General features: G+C 57.6%; 9 protein-coding genes. 2 read left to right on the top strand and 7 right to left on the bottom strand.

Translation table 11 applies throughout. The annotated features are described in order from the left end of the window. Positions 1–21 precede the first annotated feature (21 nt). Genes B4U49_RS18515 through B4U49_RS18505 form a run of 3 tightly spaced genes read right to left on the bottom strand, consistent with a single transcriptional unit; the run spans position 22 to position 4856 of the window. Entirely contained in the window at positions 22–1227 is a 1206-nt protein-coding gene (locus B4U49_RS18515; protein ID WP_078086096.1) for a hypothetical protein, read from the bottom strand. After that, entirely contained in the window at positions 1224–3149 is a 1926-nt protein-coding gene (locus B4U49_RS18510) for an FAD-dependent oxidoreductase (protein ID WP_078086095.1), read from the bottom strand. The genes B4U49_RS18515 and B4U49_RS18510 overlap by 4 nt, the downstream gene beginning before the upstream one ends. Positions 3150–3155: 6 nt before the next feature. Further along, complete coding sequence (locus B4U49_RS18505) at positions 3156–4856, bottom strand: sulfatase (RefSeq protein ID WP_204903083.1); 1701 nt, start codon at positions 4854–4856, stop codon at positions 3156–3158. Positions 4857–5149: 293 nt separating this feature from the next. Between B4U49_RS18505 and B4U49_RS18500 the strand changes: the two genes are divergently transcribed. Both B4U49_RS18500 and B4U49_RS18495 read left to right on the top strand, forming a co-directional pair. After that, positions 5150–5887 (top strand): FadR/GntR family transcriptional regulator, encoded by a 738-nt coding sequence (locus tag B4U49_RS18500; RefSeq protein ID WP_078086093.1) that lies wholly within the window; start codon positions 5150–5152, stop codon positions 5885–5887. A gap of 76 nt (positions 5888–5963) precedes the next feature. Next, on the top strand, positions 5964–6707 hold the full coding sequence (locus B4U49_RS18495) for a FadR/GntR family transcriptional regulator (RefSeq protein ID WP_078086092.1): 744 nt from the start codon (positions 5964–5966) through the stop codon (positions 6705–6707). Between the two features lie 91 nt (positions 6708–6798). Here B4U49_RS18495 and B4U49_RS18490 read toward each other — a convergent pair whose 3' ends face one another. The 4 genes from B4U49_RS18490 to B4U49_RS18475 are packed head-to-tail and all read right to left on the bottom strand — an operon-like array spanning position 6799 to position 11242. Beyond that, entirely contained in the window at positions 6799–9084 is a 2286-nt protein-coding gene (locus B4U49_RS18490; RefSeq protein WP_078086091.1) for a xanthine dehydrogenase family protein molybdopterin-binding subunit, read from the bottom strand. Then, positions 9077–9547: a (2Fe-2S)-binding protein gene (locus tag B4U49_RS18485; protein WP_078086090.1), complete on the bottom strand. Its 471-nt coding sequence runs from the start codon at positions 9545–9547 to the stop codon at positions 9077–9079. Before B4U49_RS18485 ends, B4U49_RS18490 begins: the two co-directional genes overlap by 8 nt. Further along, complete coding sequence (locus tag B4U49_RS18480) at positions 9538–10158, bottom strand: nucleotidyltransferase family protein (protein ID WP_078086089.1); 621 nt, start codon at positions 10156–10158, stop codon at positions 9538–9540. Before B4U49_RS18480 ends, B4U49_RS18485 begins: the two co-directional genes overlap by 10 nt. Beyond that, positions 10148–11242, bottom strand: coding sequence for an XdhC family protein (locus B4U49_RS18475; RefSeq protein WP_143735741.1), 1095 nt, complete (start codon positions 11240–11242; stop codon positions 10148–10150). The genes B4U49_RS18480 and B4U49_RS18475 overlap by 11 nt, the downstream gene beginning before the upstream one ends. Positions 11243–11451 lie beyond the last annotated feature (209 nt).

The raw sequence follows: 11451 nt of genomic DNA, 5'->3' as shown, positions 1-11451 counted from the left end.
GAAACGATTGTCGATGGTGGCCTAGAGACGAGCGCGGTTCTTTTCGCCGAACTCTGTCAGCCGCTCGTGATCGGTCGCGCTTGCCGGTGCTTCTTTCAGATACCAGTAGGCTTTTCTGGCGATAACAAAATTGTCATGATGAAGCAGCGCGCTGATGGCGCGGTTGATCTCCGCGTCGTCCAGCGCGTGACTCTGCAATAGGGCGAGTAGACGGTGAATTTCGTTGAAGGAGTTCCAGCGAGCGGCGTCGTGTGAAAGCTCTGCCAGCAATTTTTTGTCCGGGAGCTCATGTAGCTGCTGCAGGTAAGCGAGTACCATGAGGCGCAAATGGGAGTCGTCTGTCGCGGCAAACGTTTGCAGTACCCGGAGGCCTTTCTCGGTTGGCAGCTGCTGCAGATAGTTGAATATGTCTCTGTACAGGGTGGTATTACCTTGCTCCAGCTTTCGGGTGATCAGGTTGGTCACCTGGTCGCTGTCCAGCCCCCGTCGTGCGAACTGCTGTAGCGCGAAAGCGGCTTCCGCATCGCTGCCAGTGGCGAGCAGTGCTGACAGCGTTTCTGCTGGAGCGGCGTCACCGCTCAGGTTGCGAATCAGCCCTTCGAGCTCGCCATTGGCAAAATGCCACAGGGTGTAGCAGGTCCAGATGGCCCCTTCTACATAGTCTGACTTGCGCAGGGAAACGGTTGCGCCGGTAAGGCCGTCCACGCGTTCACCGCCGGCATTGGGGAGGATCAGCTCGTCCTTGGTGAGATCCGCTAGCCCGGAATCGCGATTGGAGAGAACGGTCTGGAGTTTCTGGTAATCCGCCTCGGTGAAATCTTCCTCGTTGCCTTTTTCAAGGTCCGTGGGTGCTTCCAAGGAGAAATGTGTGTAGCGCCCGAGCCAGTCCCAGTGCAGACGCACTATATCGATCTTGCAGATACCTTCGCCGCAGTACACGGAGGGTACATCCATGTAGTAATCACCGCGGTAGGGTGCATCGGCATCCTCAAACTTCTGATACAGCGTCCGCGTCTCCTCGCCCCCCGATTTGTTGGCCGGGTGGTAGAAGCGCACTTTGTGTGCGCTGGTCTTCTCGCTTTCGCCCGCCTCCGACGAGTGACTGAAGGCGGCAGCCGCTGGTCTTTCCCCGGGTGTGATGAACTCCGCTGTTTCCACGCCGCAACCCTGCAGGATGAGCAGCAGGGTTGCGGTGGTCGCGATTAGGGTGCGCTTGCAGTCCATCATGCGTAGGCGCGTACTTCGAACAGTTTTACGGTGGGCTTGCCGTAGGTTTCGGTGACCCGTACCCGCAATGCGGTGGTTTTTACAGGCGGGAAGTCGAAGCGAATCAGGCGAGTGCGGTTCTCGCTGATGGTACCCAGTTCCTGCCACTTGCCGCTTACCCGGGCAGAAATTGACAGGAATTTGACCATCTCTTCCGGCACGCTGTTGTTGAACAGTTCGTCGTTCAGTGAGTCCTTGCGCATCATGATGTTGCGCTTCACGTTGGTATCGCACTTGATCTCAAAGGTGGACAGGGTCACCGGATCCGCCCATTCCAGCTGAACCTCGGCCGGGAGCTCCGCGGATTGCCAATGGTGGATATCCTCGTTGACATCCCGTGCAATGCCGTCGGTCAGCAGTGCCGGCTTGCCAGACTTGGTGCTCGAGGCAATGATCTCGGCGGATTGTTTGGCGAGGTCCAGCGGGTCTTTTGCCGGGCGTTTGGGAATATACACATCATCCCGCAGCAGCTGTTCCTGCAAGGCATCGATATGTTTGTGGGCAATTTCCCGCGGTGTGACGTTTTGTTCCAGGCACAGATGTGCTGCGGTGCCTACTGCCTGGCCCATCAGTGCGCAGGTCGCCATGATACGGGAGGACGCCAGTGCAATATGGGTCTGGCTGACGTTGCGCCCGGCGAACAGCAGGTTGGGCACGTTGCGGGAGTACAGGCTGCGGAAAGGCACCTGGTACACCTCGTCAAAGTGCGCGTGGAAAATCGTGGGTGCCATATGGATGTTTTCCATACCACCCGGATTGTGCTCGTCGATACCCCAGCCGCCGAAGGCAACGGCATCCTTGAAGTGACGGTTTTCCGTCAGGTCTTTTTCTGAATGGATGTAGTCACCGATAAAGCGGCGGGACTCGCGACGTGAGGGGAGGGAGCCCACCCAGTCCAGTGCGAGGTTTGCACTTTCCGGGAATTTTCCGGAGTTCTTGATGTAGTCCCACACCCCGTGCAGGTATCCCATCAGCTTGTGACGGTTGATTTCCTGGTCAGCGATGATGTCGTCGTCGCTGCCCACTTCCACCCACCAGATGCCCTCGTGGTAGGCGTCGAACTTGCGGCGCTTGTGCGCGTTCTCGGCATCGAATTTGATGGCCCAGCTGGGGGCACGGTAGGGTACGGGTTTGCCCATATCTTTTGCAGACATCAGCAGGGATGCACCCATCTGCCAGCCATCGGGCTCGTCCGGGGCGAAGGTCTCGTCGAATTCTTTTTTGCCTTCGCGGCCGGTGCGGTACTCGGCACCGGCGGTAGCGGCAATCAGGCCGTCACCGGAGCAGTCAATAAAGTAGGGTGCAGAAATCAGGTACTCGGTTTCGGTGGTCAGCTGCCAGCAGCGGATTTTGGCGATGCGGTCGCCTTGCATAATCGCCTCGATGCCCTGTGTGTTGAGCATGAGAGTAATGTTGGGCTCGCGAATCACGAAGTCATACAGTACGTGGTCCCAAACCGGGAAGGACTCCTGCGGATTTTCAAACCGGTTGTGCAGCAGCATCTCTTCGATGATGCCGGTCTCACGTTCGGCGAGGCCGGTCTTCAGGCGGTTTACCCCGTTCAGGTGCACACGCATTTCACTGGATGCGTTGCCGCCGAGCACCGGACGATCCTGAATCAGCACGACTTTGCGACCGAGACGCGCAGCGGATACGGCGGCACAGATACCGGCAGCGCCGCCGCCGATGACGGCAACATCGTAGCTTTCTTCCCGGTGGCGGACGGGTGTCTCGGACTTACCGGTTCCGAGATGCAGCCATTGATCTTCCTTGCGGTCGCTGATTAGGGCATTGGGGCTGCCGGCGGCGGCAGCCGACTGGGATACCAGAGTAGTACCTGCAACTGCGGCAGCACCGACTTTGAAAAAGTTTCTTCTTTTCACTGTTATTTACCTCTTGGCAATCTCTTCGGTGCTGGCCGTGTTCTCAGCAGTCATGGCCGTCAGGTTCAGGTCTGCGCGCATTTGCTTTAACAGCCTCGCCACTACGGACTCGTTGTTATCGGCAACGTTGCGGGTTTCTTTCGGGTCGGTTTCGTGGTCATAAAGCTCCACAAATAGTGGCGCTGTATCGATATCGCGGGTATCCATCCAGGCGATCATGCGATAGCGCTGGGTACGCATGGAGTAGCCCATCAAATGCTGTTCAAACAGCTCGCGATCCCAGGTGGATTTCTGTTGTTGCTGAATTTTTTCTTCCACCCGCACAATCAGGGTTTTGAAGTAGGTTTCGCGCATACCCGGGCGCAGCGGGTAGGCACCCCATTCCCGAAGTGCCGGGTTGGGGAACTGGCTGTAGGCAGCGGTGCTCCACCAGTCCTGGTCGGGATTGTCCAGTAGCGGCACAAGGCTTCGGCCCTCGATGTGGGACGGACGCGGAATACCGGCCAGATCGGACAAGGTGGGATACATGTCGATCAGCTCCACCAGCGCGTCCGTCTTGGCGCTTTGCGGATTGGCTCTGGTTGCCGGGGTGGAAATAATCAGTGGTACGCGAGCAGCGATTTCATAATTGGTGGCCTTGCCCCAAATCCCCATTTCACCGAGGTGGAAACCGTGGTCGCTCCACAAAATGACGACGGTATTGTCGAGTACGCGTTCCGCTTTCATGGCATCCAGCATGCGACCGATCTGTGCATCCACATAGCTGATACAGGCCAGATAGGCATGGCGCAGGGTTAATGCCATCTCCGGAGAAATGGGTGTGTCTTTAGGAATGTCGAAGAAGGTTCTGAGCTCAAACGACGCATGCAGGCCCATGGCCGCGCTATTTTCGGGCGCGTCCGTCTGTGTCGTCATCGCTATGTCTTTGGGATCGTAAAGATCCCAGTATTTTTTCGGCGCGATCCACGGCAGGTGCGGCTTGTTCATCCCGAAACCGAAGAAGATCGGCTTGTCGGATTTTTTGAGCAGGTCTTTCAGGGTGACGATGGCGAGGTCCGTGTTGTAACCATCGATATACGCATTGTCGGGAACGTCCGCGCCTTCCGTCGCCGGCCCGCGGCCGAGGCCAAACTTGGCCTGCTCGCCGTATTTTTCGAACATGGCCTGGCGGTTCTTGTGTTGAACCTCGGAGTTTTCGGCAATCGCGTAATGGCCAGGTGCCTTGGAGCCCTCGGGCATCAATTTGGTAGCGGCCTTTATATTCCAGGAGTGGTCATCATCCTTGTCACCATGGTGGAAAATTTTTCCCACGTAGGTGGCGTCGTAGCCGTTGTTGATGAAGTGCTGGGGCAGGGTAACCACATCGGGCTTCTGATCGCGAAACTTCACGTAGTTGTGGGTGACGCCGAGGGTGTCTGGGCGCATACCTGTCAGTGCGCTGGCGCGGGAGGGGCCACAGATTGCCTGTTGCGCATAGGCCTTGTTGAAGGTCACACCGTCCCGGGCGAGCTTGTCGAGATTGGGGGTGACCGCGATTTCGGCGCCATAGGGCCCGATTTCCGGACGCAGGTCGTCGATGGAAATAAACAGGATGTTCGGCTTATCGGCCGGGGATTCTGCTGATACTTCGGCAGCACTGACTAGCGGGTTCGCCAGGGCGGCAATGCAACAAACAACGAACCTGACCGCGCTCCTGGGTATACGCACCCGTTTTCTCCTCTTATTCGTTTTTATAGTCTGGGCAACTGCGCGCTCTGGAGGCACACTTCGACCCGGTAATGTTTGGACAAAGTTAAACATATGATGTTTAACTTGGCAATATGTTTGATATGTCGGGCGGTCTTGCAGTGAGGCCGGGGTTTTGCCATGGAGCGCAGCTATGGGAATTTCATTGCGGCGAATGGCAGCAACCGGGGTTGAAATTTCTTTTATCGTCAGGATTTGTGCCGATTGGGAATAATTTGTTGTTCGCTCAAAGGTATAATGTTTAAATAGGTTGTATGAGCGAATTAATCTATTACGACCTGAAGCGCGCCCCGACCATGTCACCCAGCCTGTCTGTGCAGGTGGCCCGTGAGCTCGGCCGCAGAGTGGTATCCGGTGCCTTTGAGCCGGGCAGTCTGATTGACGATGAATCCGCCCTGGCGGAGCGCTATCAGGTAAGTCGGGTGGTGGTACGCGACGCGGTGAAGATTCTGGTGGGCAAGGGGCTGCTGGACGTGCGCCGCGGTATTGGCACCAAGGTGCGCCCTCGCAGTCAGTGGATTCTGTTGGATGACGACGTGCTCGCCTGGCACCTGTCTGCACCGCCCAACCCGGCTTTCCTCAAGCAGTTGATGGAAATTCGCCTCGCCTTTGAACCTAAGGCCTCGCGCTGGGCAGCGGAGCGCGCAACCCCGGAAGATCTCGCCGAGATCGAGGCAGCCTGCAATCGTATGGCCGAAGAGCGCGGTTCAGCAGAAGACTTTGTGATCGCGGATTCCATGTTTCACCGCGCCATTATCAAGGCAGCGCGCAACAGTATCCTCACTGCGATGGAAGGGGTGATTTACTCTGCGTTGCTGGTGAGTATCCGTGTGACCAATAAAGATCCACGAGAGAATGGTGCATCGGTACCTTTCCACCGGGAAGTGTACGAGGCGATCGCGGCAGGTGATGGCGACAAAGCGGAAATGCTTACCGAAAACCTGCTGCAGGATACCAGCCGCAGGTTGAAGCTGGAAAAGAGTGTGTCCTGAACTCCAGGAGCCGAGGCTCCCCTTGGCTCCAATAAATTAGTTGGCAAGTTCTACATGCTATGTTTATATGCATCGCATGAGTGAACTAGTCTATTACGATCTGAAACGCTCGGTGTCTATGTCTCCGAGCCTCTCCGTTCAGGTGGCCCGCGAGCTGGGTCGCCGTATCGTTGCCGGTGCCATCGAGCCGGATACCCTGTTGGATGAAGAAAATACCCTGGCTGAGCGCTTCAAGGTCAGCCGGGTTGTGATCCGCGATGCGGTAAAGATTCTCGTCAGTAAAGGCATGTTGGATGTGCGCCGCGGTATCGGTACTCGCGTGCGCCCGCGTAACGACTGGAACCTGCTGGATGACGATGTGCTGGCATGGCATCTTTCTGCACCGCCCAGCCGTGAATTCCTGATGCAGTTACTGGAGATTCGCCTGGCGTTCGAGCCAAAGGCGGCACGCTGGGCTGCGGAGCGCGGTACCGAAGAAGATATTGCAGCGATCAAAGATGCCTGCGACCGTATGGAAGCCGCGGTTGGTTCCTCGGAAAACTTTGTGGTGGAAGATGCCCTGTTCCACAAGGCCATTCTACATGCAGCCAATAACGACATCCTCACCGCAATCGAGGGCGTCATCTATTCTGCGCTGCTGGTGAGTATCAAAATCACCAATCAGACCGAAGAGAGTAACCTGAAGTCCATTCCGTTCCACCGCAGCTTGTATCAGGCGATTGCGGACGGCAAAGGGGATAAGGCTGAGAAAATGGCCGGTGATTTGCTGGAAGATGCTGCCGAGCGACTGCGCAAGGAAATCGAGGCGGGCAAACACTAGCCTCGAAATCTGCGGCAAACACAGCGCGCTGAAAGCGCCTGTTTACTGCGAGCCACCCTGATGATGGCCGCGCAAGTAAACAGGCGTTTTTTTATGCCAGCTGCATATGCTTGTTGATGGGTAGGTCGCGGATACGTTCGCCGCACGCAGTGAAAATGGCATTGGTGATGCTGGGAGCAACCGGTGGTACACCGGGCTCACCCACGCCGGCTGGCGGGTGCTCTGATCCCATCAGTGTCACGCTCATGGTGGGGCACTGCTGCATGCGCAGTAGCGGGTAGTCGTGGAAGTTGCTATTCACTACGGCACCATTTTTCATGCGAATTTCTCCCATCAGGGCCAGACTCATGCCGAAAATCATGGCTCCTTCCATCTGTGCCTCAACCCGGTCAGGATTCACCGCCAACCCCACGTCGGCGACGCAGTGCATTTCCAGAATGCGCACCTTTTCATCTTCAACGCGCACCTTGGTGGCAATGCCCACGTAAGACAGGAAACTGCGGTGCACGGCGATACCCCAGCCCTCGCCGGATTTGCGTTCATGATCCCCCAACTTTGACAGGTCCGCTTTTTCTGCAGTGGCCTTGAGCACCTGTTTCAGGCGACCGGTATCTAGGGGGTATTTTTTCCAGTTGGCACCGTGGTTGGCATATTTGAATTTGCCCTGGCTGGGGTTGAACTGGCGATCCTCGCCGATCAGTTCCAGCAGGAATTCGTCGGGTTGGCGACCGCGCAAACGCGCCAGTTCGTCGGCAAAGCTGCATATGCCGAAGGCGTTCTGGATGTTTGCTACCGAGCGCAGCCAGCCGATCCGTGTTTCGTACTCCGCCGGGGCAGTTTCACATTGGCGGTTGGGTATATCGTAGGGCACGTCCGCAAAGCCAAGGCTCATTTCTCCGTTGTTTGGATGCTTTACGCCGTTCTTGAAAGTGCCGGTGATTGATGGAAAAGCGGTGCGCTGGCGCCAGCCGGTTACCTGGCCATCGTCATCTATTGCCGCTTCGAAATAAGAAGCGGCCGCCGCGTGGTAGTAATCGTGGCGAATATCGTCTTCGCGGCTCCAAACTACTTTTACCGGGCGCTGCAGTTTGTGCGCGAGCACCGCGGCCTCGACGGCAAAATCTATCTGGGACTTGCGGCCAAAGCCGCCGCCCAGCAGGGTCACATTGACTTTCACCTGCTCGGCCTCGAGACCGAGGGCATTGCTCACGTGTTGCTGAACGGATTGCGGATCCTGAACGCAGGACCAGATTTCACACTGATTCTCTTTGATCACAGCCGTCGCACTGGGTGGCTCCATGGTGGCATGGGCCAAATAGGGTAGGGAGTACACTGCGCTGTGTTTATCCGCGGCGCTCGCCAGGGTGGTGTTCACATCCCCGTGTTGGGTCAGTACTTTTCCGGGCTGCTGCACGCGCTTTTTCAGTGTCTCAAGATAAGTGTCACTGTTATGCTGCTCGTGTGCGCTTCCGCTCCACTGAATTTTCAGTGCCCTGCGCGCTTTGAGCGCGGCCCAGGTATTGGTGGCGAGCACGGCCACACCAGAGAGTGGGTGGAACAGCGGTGGCTCGATACCGCCATCCATGCGCTCTACCGCAACCACGCCGGAAACTTTGCGGGCTTCTGTGTCATCGAGCGATGCTAGCCTGGCGCCGAGCACTGGCGCGCGCTCGATACTGGCAATTAGCATATCGTCCAGGATGACATCCTGACCGAAGGTGGTGTTGCCGGTAACGATATCGGGGGTGTCGTAGGTGGCGACCGGCTTGCCAATATAGTTGAAGTTCTCTGAGCTTTTCAGTACCAGGGTTTCCTCCGTCGGCACTTTCTGGGTGGCGGCGAGTTCCGCCAGGTCGCCGAAGCTGGCGGCCCGCTTGCTGGCGACGTGGTGTACCTGGTGATTGCTTGCATTACATTCTGCGGCGGGTACCGACCACAATTGGGCTGCGGCCTGTTCGAGCATGGTACGTGCGCTTGCGCCCATGGTGCGCATGGTGTCGTAGAACTGGCGGACACTGCGGGAGCCGTCGGTATTCTGGCTGCCGTAGCGTTTGTCACCTAGCCCCTGAACCACTTTCACCAGGTTCCAGTCCGCTTCCATCTCATCGGCCACCACAGCGGGCAGGCCGGTGCGGATGCCCTGGCCCATTTCCGAGCGGTGGCACACGATGGATACAGTATTGTCCGGGGCAATACTCACAAACAGGTTCAGGGTGGCGTTCCCGGTTTCTTTGGTTGTGTCCGCCCAGGCCAGCTGGAAATTTGGCAGGGTGGCGCCCAGGATCAGTCCGCTACTGCTGACGCCGGCGAGTTTAAGAAATCGACGACGGCTTACCAGTGAGATTGCATTGGTTTCGTGCGTGGCTTGATCAGTCATTGCTGTTGCCTCCCTCGTGGAATTGCACAACATCCTGAATGGCCGCCTTGATGCGTGGGTAGGTACCGCAGCGGCACAGGTTGCCGCTCATTGCGTTGTCGATTTCTTTCTCGGAGGGCTTCGGGTTGGCGGCGATAAAGGCGGCAGCGGTCATCAGTTGTCCGCTCTGGCAGTAACCGCACTGCGGAACATTGTGTTTAACCCACGCCTTTTGCAGCGGGTGATCCCCCTGTTCACTGAGCCCCTCAATGGTGGTGATCTGCGCGCCCTTGGCGACAGAAATTGGGGTGAGGCATGCGCGCGCCGGGTTGCCATTGATATGAATCGTGCAGGCCCCGCACAGGCCGGCGCCGCAACCGAACTTGGTTCCGGTCATTTTCAGTTCATCCCTCAGGGCCCACAGGAGTGGTGTGTCTTCGTCCAGATCCACCTGGTGAACTTTGCCATTGATGGTCAGTTCCATAGTGCTTCTCCATTGCTGAATTCGTTATTACTGTTTTGCCACTGCTGCCATTCATCGGGGGTGTCGATATCAATAGCCGCGTGGTTCATGGGAATGGTATTTGCGGGTTTTGCGTGAGTCGCGAGTAGGGCTTTTGCACCCCTATCGCCATCCAGTCTGCGTAACTCGGGGAACAGCGATTGGGGGAATATGGCGGGAGCGCCCGGTGCCCCACGATACAGTGCACTGGTGAGCGCTTTCTCTTGCCGCCAGTGCTGGTAAAGCGCCTGTATATCTTCGCTGTTCACCGCAACCTGGTCGCCGAGTAGCAGTAAAGCGGCTGTTGTATCGTCCGGAAGGCAGTGCATTGCGAAGGCAATGCTGGTTCCCAGGCCCTGTTCCCAGTTTTGGTGGTGACGCAGTGAGAGGTGGGGGTGGGCGCGCTGGATTTCCGAGTGCCATGCGCCAGTAATGACCAGTGGGCTCGGTAGGCCGGCTTCAAGCACGGCAGCGATCCGGTGCTCGAGCAGGGATCTTCCCTCCCAGGTGAGCAAGTGCTTGCAGCGACCAAATCGGCGCGCGGCGCCCGCGGCAAGAATAATGGTGGCGAATTGGTTTGTATCACCTGTCATGGCGCACCTGCGATACCTGGTGCGGGCTGGTTTGCGCTACTTGGCTGCTGAGTGCGCGGCCGTTCTTTCCGTGCAGCACACTGTGGATTTCAGCGCAGGTGGCCAGCGCGATGCTTTCCGGCAGTTCGCCGCCGAGGTCGAGACCGATGGGGGCTCGCAAAATGCCGTTCAGAAGGGATTCTTGTTCGTTGCCGGAAATCCCGCTCAGTGAGAGCACGCGATCCCTCCGGCTGGTGGGGCCAAGTAATCCCAGGTATTGCATTGGGCGCTGGTGCAAAAGTCGTACGGCCGCGGCGTCCAGGTTCAGGTTGTGGCTCATGGCAACCGCGGCATCGATGCTGTTGAGGTCCAAATGCTGTGGCAGCTCGTCTGGATGGCAGCGATAGGTTTTGCAGTGAGGGAAATATGCCGGGCGCGCGTTGGCCGGGCGGGGGTCGCACAGGCTTACCTGCCAGCCCTGGTTGCTGAACTGTTGTGCCATCGGCCTGGCGTCTACACCGCCCCCAATAATCAGTATGTGTGGCGCGGGGAGGATGGGGGTATTCAGCCATTGCGTGCCACCGCGCGCGGTGAGCATCGGTCGCTTGAGGGGAATACCAGCTTCATGGTCACCGAGGGTGAGGGGGTGCAACTCCGTTTCTGACTCGCCGTCAGTGGGGATTTTCTGGCGGAAAACCACGGGCTGCCTTCGTTCCAGTTGTCTTTTCAGCGCGTCGAGTTGCAGGTAATTGTTCCCCGCGTGTATGGGCTGCAGCAGGATATCCACTTCCCCACCACAGCCGATACCCAGCTGGAAGGAAATGTCATCTTCATCGTTGCCGTCGTAACGAACGGTTGCAGTCTTGCCTGAGGCGAGCACTTTGCGTGCATGGCGCTGGATATCGGACTCGAGGCAACCACCGCTGAGCAGGCCGAAATACCTTCCCAGGTCGTCGCACAACATCATCGATCCGGGCTTGCGGTAACTGGAGCCCGCAGTCTGGTAAACGGTGCCCAGCACCCACTGCCGCTCATCCCGCTGGGTGTGCCAGGTCTCAAGCAGGGTCGATAGATGGTTTGCGGCCCGGGTATTGATACTTTCCATGATGATCACAGTGCTCAACGGTTGCTTGTTTTTATTTTCCAGCGCGTCGGGGTAACACCCTGCCAGCGGGGCTTTCGCAAGGCCCTCAATCCTCACTAATACCCTATCACGCCAACTGTCTTGCCTGTCAGGCAATGGTGTCCGCTCGGCCCGTCAGGTGGGCAGCTCAACGACTACAGCTCAGGCCTCATGTCAGCGCCAGGCTCGCA

Source organism: Microbulbifer mangrovi (assembly GCF_002009015.1).
In the GTDB taxonomy this organism is placed as follows: Bacteria; Pseudomonadota; Gammaproteobacteria; order Pseudomonadales; family Cellvibrionaceae; genus Microbulbifer; species Microbulbifer mangrovi.
Note: the sequence above shows the minus strand (reverse complement) of the source record. Positions and strands in the feature narration are given on the sequence as shown.

Excerpts from the sequence above, each read along its gene's own strand:
- B4U49_RS18515 (WP_078086096.1), bottom strand. The coding sequence starts at position 1,227 with ATGATGGACTGCAAGCGCACCCTAATCGCGACCACCGCAACCCTGCTG.
- B4U49_RS18500 (WP_078086093.1), top strand. The coding sequence starts at position 5,150 with ATGAGCGAATTAATCTATTACGACCTGAAGCGCGCCCCGACCATGTCA.
- B4U49_RS18495 (WP_078086092.1), top strand. The coding sequence starts at position 5,964 with ATGAGTGAACTAGTCTATTACGATCTGAAACGCTCGGTGTCTATGTCT.
- B4U49_RS18490 (WP_078086091.1), bottom strand. The coding sequence starts at position 9,084 with ATGACTGATCAAGCCACGCACGAAACCAATGCAATCTCACTGGTAAGC.
- B4U49_RS18485 (WP_078086090.1), bottom strand. The coding sequence starts at position 9,547 with ATGGAACTGACCATCAATGGCAAAGTTCACCAGGTGGATCTGGACGAA.
- B4U49_RS18480 (WP_078086089.1), bottom strand. The coding sequence starts at position 10,158 with ATGACAGGTGATACAAACCAATTCGCCACCATTATTCTTGCCGCGGGC.
- B4U49_RS18475 (WP_143735741.1), bottom strand. The coding sequence starts at position 11,242 with ATGGAAAGTATCAATACCCGGGCCGCAAACCATCTATCGACCCTGCTT.